The following is a 17,385-nucleotide window of genomic DNA, read 5'->3' on the forward strand; positions in this document are numbered from 1 at the left end:
CCGTGCTCATGGGCGATCGACGACGACGATCGACAGTTCGCTGTCGCGGGTGTAGTACGGGCGGACCCTCAGCAGTGGCGCCGGGTCCTCCTCCACGAGATCCAGCCCCGGATCGTCCACCAGGTAGATCTCCGGGTAGTTGTAGACGAGTTTCTTGTCGACGATGTCGTCGACGAGCAGACCCAACCGGACCTCACGGTCCGTGCCGACCTGCCGCAGCCACAGATCCCAGTCCTCGTATCGGCCCAGTCGATGTGCGGCCAACTCGTCTACAGCCACGTCGATACGCAGGTGACCGCTGCGGGTCCGTACCACCGGCACGGACACCGCGCACTCGTGGTGACCCCGTCGGTGGAGCACTGCCTGCTCGGGAATGCCGGATCCGCACCAGACGGCCTCAATCGACACCCGCTCACCGCTGAGCGCGATCCGCCGCACCTCGGCGTGCTCTGCCCGGACCCAGCTCCGCACCGCCAGAAAGCCGTCCGCCGTGCGGTACGGCAGGTGCGAACGGACCACGTGCACACCGGCCGAATCATCCGCCGGTCGGTGACCGCCGGCGAGTACCCGCGTGTCGATCCGGGCCGGGCACAGTCGGAGGCGGGCCCCCGTCAGCGGCTGCAGGTACGCGTTCCAGCGGCCCTCCGGCAACGCGTCGGCGGGCAGCACCGCCACCTGGCGCACCCCGTCGTCCTGCGCTTCCAGTGGCACCCGCACCTTGTGCCCGTTGTCCCGGTCGCGCAGCAACAGGTGCGCGCCCGCAGCGAGGTCCGGTGCATCGATACTCAGGCTGAGGCCGTGGTCCGGCAGCACCTGACAGTCCACTGTCGGCCCGGCGGCTGGTGCGGCGGCCCGCCGCCGGATCGCCTTCTGCAATCGGGCGGAAGTGGCGCGGGCCTGCCGAATGCGGGAGAGGCGCACCAGTGCGCCCAGGCTCGCCCGGCGGGCCAGGTCACTACCCGCGATCCCGCGAAGGACCGGATCGCCCAACAGCCGGACCAGATCGGGTTCCCGAACCAGTTCATTGCTACGAGCCAGCACCGAACGACCGGTGCGCGGTCCCTTGCCCGACCGGGCGGCCCTCTCGGGCCGCCCGAGCGCAGGGCCTCGCTCGACCAGCACGGCGTCACACTGTCGGGCGAAGGAGTCGGCGAGCGTATCCGGGTCGAACCGCGCCGCGTTCGCCAACGCCTGCCGGGCCAGGCCGGCCCGGAGATCGTCGTCGTGCATCAGCGTCCGCAACGCCGAGGCGTACGCGTCGATGTCGTCCATCGGGACCAGCAGACCATCGACCCCGTGCTGGATGATCTCGCGGGGTCCGACCGGGCAGTCGGTGCTGACGACCGGCAGGCCGAGCCGCATCGCCTCCACGATGGTCATGCCGAACGATTCTCGCTCCGAGGAGACCGCCGCGATCGAGCCCTTGACCCACTCCGTGGACATGTCCTCTCGCCGGCCCATCAGTTGGACCTGGTCGGACATCCCCAACTCGCGGATCTGTGCGACCAGCGCGGGGCGTTGTGGGCCATCTCCGTAGATCCGCAGTTTCCAGCCCGGATGATCGCCGGATACCCGCGCGAAGGCGGCGATGAGCCGGTCGTAGCGCTTGATCGGGTCGAGCCGCCCCGCACTGACCACGATCCGGTTGGTCCCGTCGGCCAGCGGCACTGTGGGCTGGGGAACGCTGTTCGGCAGTGCCACGACGCGGGTGTGTGGCACCGGATTGCCCGATCGGAACGCGGCGGCGTCGGCCTCGGTCACTGTGAAGGCCAGGTCGATCCGGTCGTACGAGAGCCGGATCTCCTCCTTCAGCACGTCGTCGATCAGATCCTGCGTCATGTGCTCCTGCGCCACGCGGACCGCGTGGTCGGGGCCGTGCCGTGCCACCACCATGTTGATGCCGGGCCGGGTACCCACGATCACGTCGGCCCCGGTCGAGCGCAGGTAGTCGATCATCCGTTCGTCGGTCAACCGGCTGTACTGGGTGTGGAACTCCTCGCTCTTCGGCACCAGCAGGGACGGCTCCCGGAGCCGGGGATCGGCCCGGTCGGGACGCCCAGGTCGGGTGTCGAGGAGCGGGACGAGCGCGATCCGGTCGTCGATGGCGAACATCGGCTCGTCGGTGCGGCGGAACACGGAGACGATCTCCACGCCGTGCCCCCGGCCGACCAGGGCGGTGGCCAGGTTCAGCACGGCCCGATTGGTGCCACCAACGCCGTACATGTTGTGGATCAGGAAGGCGAACTTCACCCGGAGATCCTCAGTTCGTAGGGGCTCGGGACCGGGAAGTACGCCTCCATGAACGGCTCGAGGATGGTCATCTGGTGTTGCAGTTGGGCGAACGTCGAGTAGGCGTCGTTGATGCAGAAGGTGTCCCAGTCCCGCCGTGCCTCCGCTCGCCGCAGCCGCGCTTCGAGGTCGGGTACCGCGAGTTGGACGTAGCCGTAGTTGACGCGCCCGGGCAGCGCGCGGCCGGTCAGGAACGCGTAGTAGTGGTGCAGCGAGTACGTGATGGTCAGGTCGTCGGCACTGCGGAACCGACTGCGCATGGTGGCCTCGTGCTCGACCGGAAACTCCCGCTCGATCTCCGCGAGGATGCTGCGCCGCAACGGATAGGGCACATGCTGGGAGCCCTGGGTGAGGGTACGGCCGAACCGCTTCTCGATCAGGGCCCGATTGTTCTTGATCATTGCGTCCACCGGGCTGTCCAGCTCGGTTTTCTCGCCGAGCGGAATCCGGTTCTGCGACAGGAAGAACTTGGTGTTGCCGTTGGCCAGGAAGAACGTCTGCGGTGCCAGGGGGCGACCGAAGAACATGTCGTCGTTGAGGTACAAGAAGTGCTCGGCGAGCCCATCGATGCGGTGCAGCTGACTCTCGATGGCGCACGAGTTGAAGGTCGGCAGGGCGTCCGGGGCCGCGAAGATCTCGTCGTGGTTGACAAGGAAGATGTTGCCGGCGCTGAGGTCCAGCCAGGCCGGACGCTGGTGGTCGGTCACGATGTAGATGTTGCGGACCCACGGGGCGTTCAGGTGTAGCGATCGCAACGAGAACTTCAACTCGTCGCGGTTGATGTACCGCGACTCACTCGCCGCCTCGGCGTGCAGCGACTCACCACGGACGCCCGCACGACGTTGCTGCCACTGGGGGTCCGCGCCGTCCACCCAGGTGTAGACCACGTCGATGGGAAAGTCGATGTCGTCCGGGAGCAGGCGGTCGAACTCCGCGCGGCTACGCCGGGGCGGGTGCCATTTCGCCGGCGAGGCGAGGCGGGTCAGCCGATGCTCGTCCACCTGCACCGGCGTGCCCTCCAGTGCCACCGCCCGCATCATCCGGTTGGGACGGGGGGAACGGAGCAGCCCGGCGGCCCGGTCGGGTTTCCAGAACTCGATCTCGCAGCCGTACGCCGGGCCCAGGATCAGCTTGAGGGTCGGGTCGGCGCGGAACCAGGTCAGCTTGATCGCCTGAGCGGCGTACAGCTCGGTCCAGGCCGGCGCCTCCGACGCGTCCGTGAGGCCGCCGACGATCGGCGGCCGGGGCAGAACCTGGCTCACGTAGCAGGTCTCGACCCCGCCCAGCTTCTCCAGGGCGCTCAACGCGGCAAGCCGATCAACCTCACTGACGCCGATCACCGGCGTCCGGTCGTCCATGCCGCGGACAAGGAAGTAGTCCACCCCGTGCTCGTCCAGCGCGCCGCTCACCGCGTCGACGTTCAGCCGACGCCCCAGGATCGGAGTCAGGTCGGCGTGCACGTGCGCGGTACGACGTCCACCGTCGACCAGGACCTCGCGAAGCGCGGGGAGGTCTGGCCCTGCGCTCCCCACCGGCGCGGACCTGGCCGCGTCGGCAGCCCGGGATGGCGCTCCCGCGCGCTGCGGTACCACCGGCGTGTTGTTCACGGCACTTCCTTCATCGGGTTCAAGGACGATCCGAATTGGTCCGGTCGCGAGGCGAGGAGCCCGCCGGATGTCGACACGGCCAGGAGGACGGCGCAGCCGGACGCGTCGACCTGCACCGCGTGGCCACCAGTAATCGGCGTCGACTCGCGGAGCCAGCGGCAGGGCGTCGAGCCGGCCGGGTCCAGCCACGCGACGCTGGAGCCGGACGCGTCGTCTCGGACCGCCAGCAGGACCGCGCCCGCTTCGGACACGAACCGAGCGGTCAGCGGGCCGGGACCGCCGTGACCACCGAGGTCAGCGGCCGTCGACAGGTCCCATTCCCGGCCGCCGCCGCGCGTACGGTACGACAGCACGGACGCCGAGTCCCGTCGCCGGAACAGAAGTAGTCGCTCGCCGTCGGGCAGCCGCGTCACGGCAGGCGGGCCTGCCGGCGCCTCGGTCTCCAGCCGGGCGTACTCGGCGCTGAGGTCCGGCACGGAGACCAGCCAACGTCCGATTCCAGTGCGCCCGGCGGCCAGCACCTCCACGTGGTGGTCGTTCAACGTCACAGCGGCCAGGCCGTCCTGGATGTCCCGGCCACCGAGGTCCTGCCACTGCGTCCAGGACGTCCCGTCGTACAGCCGGGCGCTCAGTCCCTTGCCGGCGTTCCGGGCCAGCAACAGGACACCCCCGTCAGACAGGGAGACAGCGTGCGGCATGCCGATGTTCCGTCGATCCGACGGGGCATTTCGCCCGGCGGGGTTGCCGAGCGACTCCCAGCGAACGCTGGCGTCGCCGGCGGCGGGCAATACGGTTGTCCAGATGTCACGGACGTGCCGATCGGGCACTGCCGTGAGTTCTTGCCGCACCGCGAAGAGCCGCCAGCCGCCGCTCGGGGTGGCCAACGCGGCGACGTACGGCAGGAGCCCGCTGCCGGGAACCACCCGGCTCGGGGTGAACGCGCCCGAGCCAGCCTGCTGCCAGTGAACCACTTGGCCGCCCCGCACGGCGAAGGCCGACAACTCACCGTTCGGGTCCGGTACCGCCCAGGTCCGCGAGCCGGGATAGCGCAACGTGGTTCCGGAGGCGTTCCCGGTGCCGATCGCATCGCCGCCGACCTTGCGGTCACCGTGGCCGACGGGTCCGTCGGCGGGGCGACCGTCGGCCCACCCGTAGGTGTCCTTGTATCGCTGCTTGAGTGCCCGCGCCTCCGGGCTGAGGTTGGACGGCCACCGTCGGACGTAGTAGCCGCGGAACGCCTCGACGATCGTGGCGCTGCCACCGCCCTCAGCGAACCATCGTTGGGCCGCCTCGTGTGCGAACAGCCCGGTGATCGTGTGGGAGAGGTGGTCGGAGTAATTACCGGTGTCGGCGTGCTGTGGGTTCGCCTTGTCGTGCAGTTGACGATCGGGATCCGGGTCCATCGTCCACAACAGCGTCGGCTCGACGTCGCGCAGCAGGTGCAGCAGCGCCTCGATCAGGTCCTCCCGAGAGTAGGCGAAGGTACCGGAGACCGGCGAACCCAGCGGGACCATGGTGGGCGTGACAGTGGCTTCGCCGGTCCACAACTGTGGCAGCGACCCAGCTCCGACCGGCGAGCCGGGGGGCGGCGCACACCAGAGGTTGAGCGACATCAACCGGATCCACGGCGCGTCGACCAGCGTCGAAAGGTCCGCCTCGGCCGTCGAGCCCAGGGTGATCGCCGCACGGTGCCACTTGGCGTCCCGGTCACCGAGAACCATCTCGCCGTACGCCGAGCGGAGCCCGTTGAACCGCGCGGCGGCGAAGCCCTCGAAGTCCACCGGCAGCGCGGCGTGTGCCGCCGACCCACCGGGGGCGTTACGTCCATCCGCCTCACCAGAGGTCAGGCAGACCGTCAGGTGTGTCGCGCTGTGTCGCAGCTGGCTGGCGAGCAGCGGGTTCAGGAAGTAGAGATCGTCGTCCTGGTGGGCCATGACCGCCATGGACCGCGGACGGCGGTCAGATGTCATGGCGCTCCCCAGACGGATCGGATCGTCGCCGGCCCGGTTGCTCTCTTGAACCGAGGACGGCCTTGAAGTCGGTGACCGTGTTGAGCATGTTGTTGGGCATTGTGGGCGCGTCGACCGGGGTGCCCCGACGGGCATCCGGCACCGGACGGTACGAGCGCCTCCACAGCTCCCCCGCGCCCACTTTCCGCCGCTCCGCCACCACGTCGTCCGGCAGCTCGAACGGGGCGGGGAAGGGCAGGTAGCGCGGCAGGAAGTCGGCCAGCATCCGCTCCTGCTCGGCGAACGACCGAGGGTCGGAGTCGGTGTCGTTGAGGCAGAACACGTCACGGTGCCGGCGGGCCAGCAGCTCGGCCAGCCGGGCCGGGGTCGAGGGGTGACCCAGGTCGGCGTACTCGTACTCGATGTCGCCGGGGACGGCCTGCGCAGTCAGGAACGCCCAGTACTGGTGCAGCGACGACGGGATGGACAGGTCGCCGTGGTGCCGGAACCGGTGCCGCGCGGTGGCGGTCACCTCGTCCGGCAGCATGCCCTCGATCTGCTGCATGATGCTGCGGCGCAGCGCGAACGGGGTGTGCTTCATCTTCTGCGTGATGGTCACGCCGAACTGCCGTTGGATGTGCCGACGGTTGTTCTTTCCGGCGGCCTTCACCGGCGGGTCCTCCGGCTTCGCCTCCCCAAGACCGAACTGGGCCGGCGAGGGGAAGAACTTCGCGATCCCGTTGGCGTGGAAGAAGTGGTTCGGCAGCAGCGGGCGACCGAGGAACACGTCGTCGTTGAGGTAGAGGAAGTGTTCGGCCAGTCCGTCGATGCGGTGCAGGCGGGACTCGATGGCGTGCGAGTTGTACGACGACCGGCCACCGAGGTCGGCGAAGAGCTCGGCGTGCGAGATGACCGTGATCATCGGATGGCTCGGGTCGAGCCAGCTCGGCAGTTGGCTGTCGGTGATCAGGAAGATCCGCCGTAGCCAGGGCGCGAAGCTGTGCAACGACCGCAACGAGTACCGCAGCTCGTCGCGGTTGTGGTAGCGCGACGAGTTCGCGGCGACCGCGTGCACCGGGCCGTCCGGAGCGCCGAGCGCCAGCGACTTCCGCTTCAGCCACTGCGGGTCGGAGCCGTCCACCCAGGTGTAGACGGCGTCGATCGGGAAGCCGACCCGGTCCGGCGCTCGGACGGCCAGGTCCCGGCGGGTGCCGTAGGTGTGGTCGTCGGCCTCGGGCACGAAGTGGCTCATCAGCGCCGCTGCCACCCGGACCGGCTGCGCCCGGGCAGGGGCCTCGTCGACGACCCCGTTGCGCCTTGGAGCGCGGACCATGTCCCCGTGCCGGCTCCAGAACTCGATCTCGCACGCGAACTGGGCGCCGAGGACCACACCGGCGCGGGCATCGGTGACCGGGAAGCAGACCTGGATCACCTCGGTCGGGGCGGCGTCCGGTTGGTCCCGACGGGGCCGGACCTGCACCACCCGGACGTCCGCGCCGGACAGCGCCGGCGCGGAGCGGATCAGGCGTTGTACCGCCGGCCGCTGGTCGTCGAGGACCGCGACGGTGCTGCGCAGGTGGTCGTCGTTACGAATGCAGTGGTATTCGATGCCCGCGGCGTGCAGCGCGGTGGTGACGGCGGTGAGGTTGCGGTGCCACTGTTCCAACGGCGTCGCCGTGGCGACGATCTCGGCCCGGGTTCGAACGCCACCGTCGGTCACCGCCACGCGGGCGCCGAGGGGGTGCACTGTGTCGCCGCCGCGCGGGCGGGAGAGCGTCTGAACCAGGCCGATCCGCCGGTGCGCGGGCAGCAGACGCAGCAGCCGCCGCCGTGCCGGCGACGGCAGGAGTCGATAGACCTTCAGGGCGATCATGCGCTGGGCCGTCCGCTCGCTACGACCGCCTTGTCAGCGGGCACCCGTCAGCCCCGCGGACGGGTAGCGGGGTGAGATCCCACTCGCGATGATTCGACACAGACTCGCGCAGCCATCACTGCATGCCCTTCCACAGATCCCCCGTTGGCACTGCGTGGCGATCCAGCGTCGGCCGCGCGGCCGCCTGGTGGCGGCTGTCGGCGGGACACCGGTCTCCGGGCCGGACCGCGTTCTCCCACGAGTGGGAGTTGTTGGCCGCCGCAGGTGGCCCGGGGCAGTGCGTTTACCTGCAGGCCATCAAACAACCACATGATCGATACCTGGCCCACCGCCTAAAGTGACATAAGGGCGGTATGCACCTGTTTGCCAAGATAATCCTGGCCATTCGGGTGGTTCAACGACACCGGGACGGTCGGCCGAACGTATCCTCGCGAAGCTCCTCAACCGCGGGCGGGACCGGTACGGCCGCTCGTCAGCCCCCACCGTGACCTGGCAGAGTAGCGGGGTGACCGCGACCGGACCCGCCGCTACCAGGGTGCTGCACCCGCCGGTCGGCTACCGGCTGACCGCGTCGGTCCGCGCGCTCACCTTCAGCCCGTACGACCCGTGCGCCCGGGTGGCGGCCGGCACCTTCTGGTGGGCCACCCGCACCCCGGACGGTCCGGCAACGCTCGCGCTGCGACCGGCTGGCGGCGAGTTGCTCGCGGAGGGGTACGGGCCCGGCGCCGAGCACGTCCTCGCCCGCGCCGACGCGATAGCCGGGCTACGCGACGACCTGACCGGCTTCACCGAACTGGCCGCGGCACACCCGCTGGTCGCCCGGCTGGCCCGGGAGCACCGGGGCCTCCGGATGCCCGCCACCGGGGAGGTCTTCCCCCGACTGCTGCGCGCGGTCTTCGAGCAGAAGGTCACCGGCAAGGAGGCCTACCGGGCGTACGCGGCGATGGTGCGGCACTTCCGGGAGCCGGCTCCCGGCCCGTTGCAGCCGCTGCTCCTGCCGCCCGAGGCAGCCTCCGTGGCCGCGGCCCCGTACTGGGTGTTCCACCCCTTCGGGGTGGAGCAGCGCCGAGCCGACACACTCCGTCGCGCCGCCGCGCTCGCCGACCGCCTGGAGCGCAGCACCGACGCCACCGACGCCACCCGCCGGCTGACCGCGATCCCCGGCATCGGGCCGTGGACGGCCGCCGAGGTGGTCCGGATCGCGTACGGCGACCCGGACGCGGTCAGCGTCGGCGACTACCACATCCCGAACACGGTGGCCTGGGCGCTCGCCGGCGAACCGAGGGGCGACGACGCCCGGATGATGGCCCTGCTGGAGCCGTTCAGAGGTCACCGGGGCCGGGTGTGTCTGCTGCTGGAGGCAGCCGGCATCCGGGCACCGAAGTACGGCCCGCGCGCCCCGATCCGCTCGTTCGCCCGGTTCTGAGTCCCGCCGGCGCCACTGCGGTCAGCGACCGACGCAGAGCCGACGCAGGGTACGGCCGAGCCACCAGGCGTACGCGTGCTGCACCGCCCGAACCGCCGGCCCTCCGGTGCGGGTGAACCAACGGTCCGGAAGGCTGAACGCGCGGACCTCGAACCAGACCGCGCCGGTGTCGTCGCGGACGACCTCGAACGCCTCCTCGCCTCGCTCCGGGTGCCCGGGCAGGGTGCCGTAGCCGAAACCGGCGAGCGTGGGCGAGTCCACGCTCCAGACCACCTGGCACGGCCCCCAGAGGCGGGCCGGACCGACCCCGAGGCCGGAGGTCACCAGCACACCGGCGACGGCCCGCGGCGCTTCGGTGCGAATCCGGACGCCGGCGGCACGGTGCAGCCGCCAGCTCAGCACCGCGTCGGCGGCGGTCTCGAAGCAACCGCCCGGCAACGGATACCGGTGGCGCAGGTGGTGGTACCCGCCGGGCAGCGGCCCGTGCCGGGTCGACCCCACCTCCGGGTACGTCAGCTCGGCCACCGTTGCCCCCTCGACCTCGACCGGACACGGGTCAGGGTACGACCGGTGCGGTCGGGCCGCCCGTCGATGGCGACGGCGGCTGTGGTGTGCTGCCCCGATGAACGCCGAGGCGAGCATCGTCCCGGCCGGTGTCGTGGACGCCGGCGAGATACTCACCGTGCAGCGGGCCGCGTACCTGAGCGAGGCGCAGCACTACACCGATCCCTTCCTGCCTCCGCTGACCGAGACGTTGGACGAGGTCGCGGCGGTGCTGGCCGGCCCGAGCATCGTGCTCGCCGCCAGGTTGGGCCACCGTCTGGTCGGTTCGGTGCGGGCCCACCTGGACGGGGACACCGCGCACGTCGGCCGCCTCTCGGTCGCCCCGGACCAGCAGGGGCGGGGTCTCGGCGCGCAACTGCTCACCGCCATCGAGCGGGCCTGCGCCGGCCGGGCGGCCCGGTTCACCCTGTTCACCGGCGCGGACAGCGCGCGCAACCTGCGGCTGTACCAGCGGCACGGCTACCGGATCGTGGCGCACCGCCCGGACCCGAACGGCATCTCGTTGGCCGTGCTGAAGAAGCCGGCCGTCAGCCCCGCTCGCAGCGACGCCTGAGCCCGTCGGCCTCCATTCGCACGTAGCGGCGGAACAGCCCGCCGTACAGCCAGCCGATCAGGCCGGCCAGCGGGCCGGACTGGCTGAAGGCCAACTCGACGCGGGTACGCCCGTCGGGCAGCGGCAGCAGCCGGTGCTCCGCCGTGGTCCGCACACCCGGCGCGTCGGAAACCCAGACGAACTCCCGCCGCTCGGTCAGCTCGGTGACCCGCCACACCGCCGGCCGCAGCTTCGGCTGGGTCAGTCGGGCGGTCGCGCCGACGGCGAGCGGCCCCGGCTCCCCTCGCTCGGCCCGGGTCACCGAGTCCGTCCACTCGGGCCAGCGGGGCACGTCGACCAGCACCGCCCAGACCTGCTCGGCATCCGCGGCGATCTCGGTGTCGGCCTCGAACCGCATGGTGTCCCCTCCCCGGCGGCGCCGCTCGGCACCGCCACGGGTGCAGACGAGGCCGTCGGGAGAATTGTGACACCGGTGCTCGATCCCGTCCGTCCCTCCTCAGTGGAGGCGGACCGGGCCTGGCACCGGTGGTTCCCGGCCGCACACACCGTCCTCGGCCGCCGCGCGGATCAGGCGGCCTCGCGCAGGTCGGCCAGGGTGAGCGGGGTACGCCGCCGCAGCAGCTCCTCCAACTCGGGCACTGAGCCGACCTCGCCGAGCACGTTCCGGCCGCCGCCGAACCGCTCCGGATAGCGGCGGGTCAGCCGGAAGCGGTAGCGGCCCCGGATCAGCTCGATGCTCACCCGCCACCGCCCGCAGCAGTCACAGACCCACTCGGACACCTCGCGAAAGTAGCTCTGACCTGGGGTTATTTGATTCGCCCGGTGGGGACGGGCGGCGCGTAGGGGGACACGCCGCCCCGCCATCCACGGTGATCTGCCTCACGACTGTCGGCACCGTCTGATTGACTGGTCGGCGTGGACCTGCCGATCAACCCGCCGGTCGAGCCGATGCTGGCCAAGAGCGTTCCCAAGCTGCCCACCACGCCAGGGGTGACCTACGAGCCCAAGTGGGACGGGTTCCGGTGCATCGTGTTCCGCGACGGCGACGAGGTCGAGTTGGCCAGCCGGGGCGGCAAGTCGATGACCCGCTACTTCCCCGAGGTGGTCGAGCAGGCCCGCCGGCAGCTGCCGGAGCGGTGCGCGGTCGACGGGGAGTTGATCGTGATTCGGCGTGACGGGCCGAGCGGCCAGCCCCGGCTGGATTTCGAGCTGCTGGCCCAGCGCGTCCACCCGGCCGCGTCCCGGGTGAAGATGCTGGCCGAGACCACCCCGGCCGACTTCGTCGCGTTCGACCTGCTGGCGATCGGTGACGAGGCCCTGCTCGACCAGCCCTACCCGCGCCGCCGGGAGCGGCTGGTCGAGGCGCTGGCCGGGGTGCGCCCGCCAGTCCACGTCACCCAGGTCACCACCGACCCGGACACCGCGCGGCGCTGGTTCGACGTCTTCGAGGGCGCCGGGCTGGACGGTCTGATCGTCAAGCCGGCCGACCTGCCGTACGAGCCGGGCAAGCGACTGATGTTCAAGGTCAAGCATGCCCGCACCGCGGACGCGGTGGTGGCCGGCTTCCGCTGGCACAAGTCCGGCCCGGTGGTGGGCTCGCTGCTGCTCGGCCTGTACGACGACGCCGGGGTCCTGCACCACGTGGGGGTGAGCGCGTCGTTCAGCATGGCCCGCCGCGCCGAGTTGCTCGACGAGCTGGCGCCCTATCGGGACACCGGCGGCGAGCACCCGTGGGTGCACGGCGACCACGAGCGTGGCCAACGCATTCCCGGTGGGGTCAGCCGGTGGACCGGCACCAAGAACCTGGAGTGGGAGCCGGTGCGCCCCGAGTTGGTGGTCGAGGTGGGCTACGACGCCATGGAGGGCGAACGGTTCCGGCACACCGCGCAGTTCGTTCGGTGGCGCCCGGACCGCGACCCCCGATCCTGCCGCTACGACCAGCTCGACCGGCCGATCCGCTTCGACGTGGACCAGGTGCTGCGCGGCGACCCGAGGGCCACCGTGGACCGAGCCGCCACCGGCTCGGCGTAGCCTGGCCGTCGACTCGATTCCGGAGGACCACGTGACCCGCACCGCCGACCAGCCTCGGATGGCGACCAGCCGCCGGGTCCGTCGCACTCTGGCCGCCTTCGGCGTCGCCGCGCTGCTCACCGCCGGTTGCACGCTGCCGGCGTTCGCGCCGCGCACCGAGGTGGAGGGCGCGGCCGCCCCGACCGGCAGCGCACCGAACTGGCGGCCCTGCCCGGAGGTGCCCGACGAGTTGGTCGGGCGGAGCGCACCGAACATGCGCTACGAGTGCACCCGGATCGCGGTGCCCCGTGACTGGGGCACCGGCGGCGGGGCGAGCGCCGGCCCGGGCGCCGGGCAGACCTTCGAGATCGCCCTGCTGCGCGCCCGGTCCACCAAGCAGCGCGACCGGGTGGGTTCGTTGGTGATCAACCCGGGTGGTCCGGGCGGTTCCGGTGTCGACACCGCCGTCTACCTCTCCTTCGGCCCCCAGTTCGGCGGGCTGCCCGCCTCGATCACCGAGCGCTTCGACATCGTCGGCTTCGACCCGCGCGGGGTCTCCCGGTCCAGCCCGGTGAAGTGCATCTCCGACGCCGACCTGGACGCCAGCTTTGGTTTCGACCCGGACCCGGCGAGCCAGTCGGCATTCGACGGCTTCGTCGGCCTGAGCCAGCGGATCGGGCGCGGTTGCGGCGACCGCTACGGCGACCAGTTGCCGCTGTACGGCACCGAGCAGGCCGCCCGCGACATGGACGCGGTGCGCGCCGCCGTGGGCGACGACAAGCTCACCTACCTGGGCTACTCGTACGGCACCCTGCTCGGTGCCACGTACGCCCAGCTCTACCCCCAGCGGGTGCGGGCGCTGGTGCTCGACGGCGCGGTCGACCCGCAGCAGCGGCTGGTCGAGGGCTCGGAGAGCCAGGCCCGCGGCTTCGAACGGGCCTTCACCAACTTCACCCGCTGGTGCGCGGCGAACGCTGGCCGCTGCCCGATCGCCCCGGACGCCCGCGCCGCGGTCACCTCGGCCATCGACAAGGCCAAGGTCTCCCCGGTACGCGGCGCCGACGGGCGGGAGGCCACCGCCGGCTGGGTGTTCTACGCCGTCATCTCCTCGCTCTACACCGAATCCGGCTGGCAGGAGTTGGCCCAGGCGATCGACAAACTCGCCGAGGGCGACCCGAAGGACGTGTTCCGACTCGCCGACGCGTACGCCGGCCGGGAGGACAACGGGCACTACTCGAACCTGTTCGACGCCAACCTGGCCATCAACTGCGCCGACGAGACGGAGAAACCGAGCCGGGAGCAGATCCGCCGGTTGCAGTCCGAGTGGCGCGGAAAATATCCGCTGTTCGGGCCGGCGTTGGCGGTCGGCATGCTGAGCTGCGTCGAATGGCCGGGCGGGCGTGACCCGTACCCGACCGGGAAGGCGAACGGCGCACCGCCGATCGTGGTGGTCGGCACCACAGGCGACCCGGCGACGCCGTACGAGCAGACCCCACGACTCGCGTCGATGCTGGGTGTCGGTCGGGTGCTGACCTGGGAGGGCGAGGGGCACACCGCCTACCCGCAGACGTCCTGCATCACCGACGCGGTCGACGCCTACCTGATCGACCTGACCGTCCCACCGGAGGGGAAGCGCTGCCCGGCCCGCTGACGGGCTGAGCCGGTGGCAGCGGGGGCAGATCGATCCCCTGCCGGGTGGCCAACTCCTCCAGCAGCGCCCGCATCCGGCGCACGTCGGCCTTGAGCTGCTCCTGCTCCTCATGCTCGAAGGCGTCGTCGTCGACGATGAGCCGGCTCGCGAAGTGCGCGGTGATCAGCGGGATGACCAGCAGCACCATGGTCGAGATGAGCAGCGCGGCCAATGTGCGGCCCGCTCAGGTGGTCGGCGAGATGTCGCCGTACCCGACGGTGGAGGCGGTCACCACGGCCCACCAGACGGCGTCGGCCGGGCTGCGCTGCTCGACCTCCCCGTAGATGACCCCGGCCACCACGATCATCAACAGGTACGAGGTGATCAGCGTGCGGGGTGAGTTCGCGAACCACACCAACGCCCGGTATATCCAGCGGAACGGCAGCAGCACTAGCTCCATGCCGCCCCATGCTGCCCGCTGCCCGCAACCGGCACAGACCCATTCGCCGGTTTCGCTGTGCCAGGATCGCCAGCATGAGCGACGTGATCTACCGGGAGGCGGTCCGGGCTGACCTGCCCGCCGTCATCGCCCTGCTCGCCGACGACGTCCTGGGCAAGGCCCGCGACTTCACCGAGGTCGACGAGGCGTACGAGAGGGCGTTCGCGGCCATCGACGCGGACCCGCGCAACCAGCTGATCGTGGCCGAGCAGGCCGGCGAACTGGTCGGCTGCCTGCAGATCACCTACATCCCGGGCCTGGGCCGGCACGGCAGCGAGCGCTCGCTGATCGAGTCGGTCCGGGTCCGCTCCGACCGGCGTGGCCAGGGGCTGGGCCGGGACCTGATGACCTGGGCGGTCGACCAGGCCCGGCAGCGTGGCTGCGCGCTGGTGCAGCTCACCACCGACAAGACCCGCGAGGACGCGCACCGCTTCTATCTGGGCCTCGGCTTCGTGGCCAGCCACGAGGGCATGAAGCTCGCGCTCTGACCCGGCGTCGCGTTCACCCGGCGGGGCAGTGGGAGTCGCCCCGACCGGGTTACGTTCGCTGCCATGAGCAGGCCGACGATGCCCGGCGCCGCACCGTCGCGCCCGCCATGGCGGCGGACCGGCTCGGCGCTGTTGGCGGTCGGCGTTCTCCTGGTCGTCGTCGCGTTCTGGCTGCCCGCCTGGCGCAGCGTCTACCTGGACCGGACGGAAACCACTGCGGGTTCGAGGGTGCTCGGCTGGGCGCTACCGTTCGCGGTGACCGCCGCCGTGTTCGCGGTGCTGTCGCTCGCCAACACCGGCCCGGCCCGCTGGGTCTGGCGGCAGGCCAGCCTGGGAATGCTCATCTCCAACGTGCTCGCCTGCGGCAGCCTCACCGGGACGTACTGGTATTTCGAGGCCGAGGACCCCTACGCCAAACACGAGTTGATCTCGACCGGGCCGGGCGCCGGTCTTCTCCTCGCCCTGCTGGGCTACCTGCTGATCCCGCTGGCCGGGTCCCTTCCTGACGGCCAGAAGTGCACCGACGAACCCAGAAACGACCGGCCCAAACACGACCGGCCCAAGCAGACGCGGTAGGGGAACTCCCTCGCCCCACCGTCGTACAAGGCTGTGGAGCTGATGTCGTAGACGAGTCACCGTCCGGCGATTCGTTGACGACATCAGCTCCACAGCGAACGCGGACCACCATCCGCCGCCCAGCCACCCGCCGCTCAACCGCCGCACGCGGCAGGCGTGGGACAGCGTCGGGCAGCAGTTCGATGGGTCAGCCGTCGACCAGGCGGCCGTCGCGCAGAACGAGCACCCGGTCGGCGAGGTCGATCAGGGCCGGGTCGTGCGTGGCCACCAGGGCCGTCATGCCCCGGGCGTGCACCACCGCGCGCAGCAGGTCCATGATGGACCTACCGGTCTCCGAGTCAAGCTGACCCGTGGGCTCGTCGGCGATGAGCAGGTCCGGCTCATTGGCCAACGCGCGGGCCACCGCGACCCGCTGCTGCTGGCCACCGGAGAGTTCGTACGGGCGCTGCGCGGCGTGCCCACCCAGGCCGACCAGTTCCAGCAGCACCGCGACGCGCTCCTCCCGTTCCGCGGCCGGCACCTGCGCCAGCCGCAACGGCACGCCCACGTTCTCGGCGGCGGAGAGGATCGGCACCAGCCCGAAGGTCTGGAACACGAACCCGACGGTGCCCCGGCGCAGCCGCAGCAGCTCCGCCTCCCCAGCCGAGGTGACCTCGTGCCCGGCCACCACCACCTGACCGCTGTCCGGCCGGTCCAGCCCACCGATCAGGTTCAGCAGCGTCGTCTTGCCAGCCCCGGACCGACCTCGGATGGCGACCAACTCGCCCCGGTTGGCCGTGAACGACACGTCCCGCACGGCGTGCACGGCGTGCTCACCACGGCCGAAGGTCCGGCTGACCCCACTGACCCGGACCACCTCGTCGGGGTGCGCCGAGGGCACACCGCCGAAACCGGCCGCACCGGTCACCACCATGTCCTGCCGGCTCATGCCCGCGCCTCCCGCTCGTCCGAGGCCCGGTTGCCGGGCCGTACCTGCACATGGTCCGGCTCCAGGTCGAGCCGGACCCGCTCCTTCAGCGAGAGCGCGTCGACGAACGCAGCGGGCAGCTGCATCCGACCGTTGCGGTCCAGCACCGCGTACTCCTCGCTGACCAGCTCGGTGTTGCCGTCCGCGTCGGTCCGCGCGGTCCGGCGTACCTCGGAGGCGGTCCGGCCGTCGCGGATCGCGACGGTCCGGCGGACCTGTGTGGCCACGGCGTGGTCGTGGGTGACGACAACGATGGTCACGCCCAGTTCCGCGTTGATGGTGCGCAGCGCCGCGAAGACCTCCGCGCCGGTCGCCTCGTCCAGCTCACCGGTGGGCTCGTCGGCGAAGAGCACCTCCGGGTCGTTGGCCACCGCCACCGCCACTGCGACCCGCTGCTGTTCGCCACCGCTGAGCTGCCCGGGCCGCCGGTCGGCGCAGTAGCCCACACCGACCAGGTCGAGCAGTTCCCGGGCCCGCTCCCGGCGGGCCCTGCGGCTGCGCTTGCCGGCCAACTGCATCGGCAGCTCGACGTTCTCCAGCGCGCTGAGGTACGGCAGCAGGTTGCGGCCCGTCTGCTGCCAGACGAACCCGACCAGCTGCCGGCGGTAGCTCAGCCGTCGCTTGGCGGAGAGCGAGAGCAGGTCGTAGTCGGCCACCCGGGCGATGCCGGCGGTCGGGGTGTCCAGGCCGGAGAGGATGTTGAGCAGGGTCGACTTGCCCGAACCGGAGGCACCGACGATCGCCACCAGCTCACCCCGGTCGATGACCAGGTCGAGCCCCTGCAGGGCGACCACCTCCACCCCCTCGGTCTTGAAGATGCGCACCAAGCCGTCGCAGACGATGTGCCCGCGGAGGCGGTCCTGCCCGCCGGCCCGCTCGGCGGCGCGAAGCGCTGCCCGCTGTTGCAGGGCGGCCAGGTCAGGCACCAGTGGAGTCTGGGCGGTAGCGGTCATC

Annotated in this window: 17 protein-coding genes; 6 read left to right on the forward strand and 11 right to left on the reverse strand. The window is 71.2% G+C overall.

The genetic code is table 11. The features are described from left to right. Positions 1-6: 6 nt before the first annotated feature. Genes FB453_RS22770 through FB453_RS22785 form a run of 4 tightly spaced genes read right to left on the reverse strand, consistent with a single transcriptional unit; the run spans position 7 to position 7,718 of the window. Positions 7-2,250 (reverse strand): glycosyltransferase family 4 protein, encoded by a 2,244-nt coding sequence (locus FB453_RS22770; RefSeq protein ID WP_145793213.1) that lies wholly within the window; start codon positions 2,248-2,250, stop codon positions 7-9. After that, on the reverse strand, positions 2,247-3,896 hold the full coding sequence (locus FB453_RS22775) for a stealth family protein (protein ID WP_222431390.1): 1,650 nt from the start codon (positions 3,894-3,896) through the stop codon (positions 2,247-2,249). The genes FB453_RS22770 and FB453_RS22775 overlap by 4 nt, the downstream gene beginning before the upstream one ends. After that, positions 3,893-5,866 (reverse strand): PIG-L family deacetylase, encoded by a 1,974-nt coding sequence (locus tag FB453_RS22780; RefSeq protein WP_186718458.1) that lies wholly within the window; start codon positions 5,864-5,866, stop codon positions 3,893-3,895. Before FB453_RS22780 ends, FB453_RS22775 begins: the two co-directional genes overlap by 4 nt. Continuing rightward, the gene (locus tag FB453_RS22785; RefSeq protein ID WP_112584972.1) at positions 5,856-7,718 is read right to left on the reverse strand and encodes a stealth family protein; all 1,863 of its coding nucleotides are present in this window, start codon (positions 7,716-7,718) and stop codon (positions 5,856-5,858) included. Before FB453_RS22785 ends, FB453_RS22780 begins: the two co-directional genes overlap by 11 nt. 505 nt (positions 7,719-8,223) lie before the next feature. Here FB453_RS22785 and FB453_RS22790 point away from each other — a divergent pair. Beyond that, a complete protein-coding gene (locus FB453_RS22790; protein ID WP_145793218.1) occupies positions 8,224-9,144 on the forward strand; it encodes a DNA glycosylase family protein in 921 nt (306 codons plus the stop codon). A 21-nt stretch (positions 9,145-9,165) separates the two neighbouring features. On the opposite strand, the gene FB453_RS22795 is transcribed toward FB453_RS22790, so the two are convergent. Further along, positions 9,166-9,669: a DUF1990 domain-containing protein gene (locus FB453_RS22795; protein ID WP_181518633.1), complete on the reverse strand. Its 504-nt coding sequence runs from the start codon at positions 9,667-9,669 to the stop codon at positions 9,166-9,168. Between the two features lie 97 nt (positions 9,670-9,766). Between FB453_RS22795 and FB453_RS22800 the strand changes: the two genes are divergently transcribed. After that, positions 9,767-10,261: a GNAT family N-acetyltransferase gene (locus FB453_RS22800; RefSeq protein WP_145793220.1), complete on the forward strand. Its 495-nt coding sequence runs from the start codon at positions 9,767-9,769 to the stop codon at positions 10,259-10,261. On the opposite strand, the gene FB453_RS22805 is transcribed toward FB453_RS22800, so the two are convergent. Next, complete coding sequence (locus tag FB453_RS22805) at positions 10,236-10,658, reverse strand: SRPBCC family protein (RefSeq protein ID WP_112584964.1); 423 nt, start codon at positions 10,656-10,658, stop codon at positions 10,236-10,238. The genes FB453_RS22800 and FB453_RS22805 overlap by 26 nt on opposite strands. 170 nt (positions 10,659-10,828) lie before the next feature. After that, a complete protein-coding gene (locus FB453_RS22810; protein ID WP_112584962.1) occupies positions 10,829-11,041 on the reverse strand; it encodes a hypothetical protein in 213 nt (70 codons plus the stop codon). 135 nt (positions 11,042-11,176) lie between these two features. Here FB453_RS22810 and FB453_RS22815 point away from each other — a divergent pair, with 135 nt between their 5' ends. Continuing rightward, positions 11,177-12,292, forward strand: a complete 1,116-nt coding sequence (locus FB453_RS22815; protein WP_145793222.1) for an ATP-dependent DNA ligase — start codon at positions 11,177-11,179, stop codon at positions 12,290-12,292. Between the two features lie 58 nt (positions 12,293-12,350). After that, positions 12,351-13,922, forward strand: a complete 1,572-nt coding sequence (locus FB453_RS22820) for an alpha/beta hydrolase (protein WP_145793467.1) — start codon at positions 12,351-12,353, stop codon at positions 13,920-13,922. Here the strand turns inward: FB453_RS22820 and FB453_RS35015 are convergent. Then, the gene (locus FB453_RS35015; protein ID WP_486480392.1) at positions 13,849-14,133 is read right to left on the reverse strand and encodes a hypothetical protein; all 285 of its coding nucleotides are present in this window, start codon (positions 14,131-14,133) and stop codon (positions 13,849-13,851) included. The genes FB453_RS22820 and FB453_RS35015 overlap by 74 nt on opposite strands. Positions 14,134-14,145: 12 nt before the next feature. Next, a complete protein-coding gene (locus FB453_RS35020; protein WP_486480393.1) occupies positions 14,146-14,361 on the reverse strand; it encodes a potassium channel family protein in 216 nt (71 codons plus the stop codon). Positions 14,362-14,435: 74 nt separating this feature from the next. Between FB453_RS35020 and FB453_RS22830 the strand changes: the two genes are divergently transcribed. Further along, on the forward strand, positions 14,436-14,888 hold the full coding sequence (locus FB453_RS22830) for a GNAT family N-acetyltransferase (RefSeq protein ID WP_091400686.1): 453 nt from the start codon (positions 14,436-14,438) through the stop codon (positions 14,886-14,888). Between the two features lie 63 nt (positions 14,889-14,951). Next, the gene (locus FB453_RS22835; RefSeq protein WP_145793224.1) at positions 14,952-15,464 is read left to right on the forward strand and encodes a hypothetical protein; all 513 of its coding nucleotides are present in this window, start codon (positions 14,952-14,954) and stop codon (positions 15,462-15,464) included. A gap of 187 nt (positions 15,465-15,651) precedes the next feature. Here FB453_RS22835 and FB453_RS22840 read toward each other — a convergent pair whose 3' ends face one another. Both FB453_RS22840 and FB453_RS22845 read right to left on the reverse strand, forming a co-directional pair. Next, on the reverse strand, positions 15,652-16,377 hold the full coding sequence (locus FB453_RS22840; protein WP_112585561.1) for an ABC transporter ATP-binding protein: 726 nt from the start codon (positions 16,375-16,377) through the stop codon (positions 15,652-15,654). Between the two features lie 11 nt (positions 16,378-16,388). Next, positions 16,389-17,384 (reverse strand): ABC transporter ATP-binding protein, encoded by a 996-nt coding sequence (locus tag FB453_RS22845; protein ID WP_145793227.1) that lies wholly within the window; start codon positions 17,382-17,384, stop codon positions 16,389-16,391. Position 17,385 lies beyond the last annotated feature (1 nt).

Source organism: Micromonospora sp. CNZ322 (assembly GCF_007827755.1).

Bases quoted from the DNA above. Each gene is read 5' to 3' on its own strand.
- FB453_RS22780 (WP_186718458.1), bottom strand. From the start codon at position 5,866: ATGACATCTGACCGCCGTCCGCGGTCCATGGCGGTCATGGCCCACCAG.
- FB453_RS22845 (WP_145793227.1), bottom strand. From the start codon at position 17,384: ATGACCGCTACCGCCCAGACTCCACTGGTGCCTGACCTGGCCGCCCTG.
- FB453_RS22835 (WP_145793224.1), top strand. From the start codon at position 14,952: ATGAGCAGGCCGACGATGCCCGGCGCCGCACCGTCGCGCCCGCCATGG.
- FB453_RS22785 (WP_112584972.1), bottom strand. From the start codon at position 7,718: ATGATCGCCCTGAAGGTCTATCGACTCCTGCCGTCGCCGGCACGGCGG.
- FB453_RS22800 (WP_145793220.1), top strand. From the start codon at position 9,767: ATGAACGCCGAGGCGAGCATCGTCCCGGCCGGTGTCGTGGACGCCGGC.
- FB453_RS22805 (WP_112584964.1), bottom strand. From the start codon at position 10,658: ATGCGGTTCGAGGCCGACACCGAGATCGCCGCGGATGCCGAGCAGGTC.
- FB453_RS22830 (WP_091400686.1), top strand. From the start codon at position 14,436: ATGAGCGACGTGATCTACCGGGAGGCGGTCCGGGCTGACCTGCCCGCC.
- FB453_RS22840 (WP_112585561.1), bottom strand. From the start codon at position 16,377: ATGGTGGTGACCGGTGCGGCCGGTTTCGGCGGTGTGCCCTCGGCGCAC.
- FB453_RS35020 (WP_486480393.1), bottom strand. From the start codon at position 14,361: ATGGAGCTAGTGCTGCTGCCGTTCCGCTGGATATACCGGGCGTTGGTG.
- FB453_RS22820 (WP_145793467.1), top strand. From the start codon at position 12,351: ATGGCGACCAGCCGCCGGGTCCGTCGCACTCTGGCCGCCTTCGGCGTC.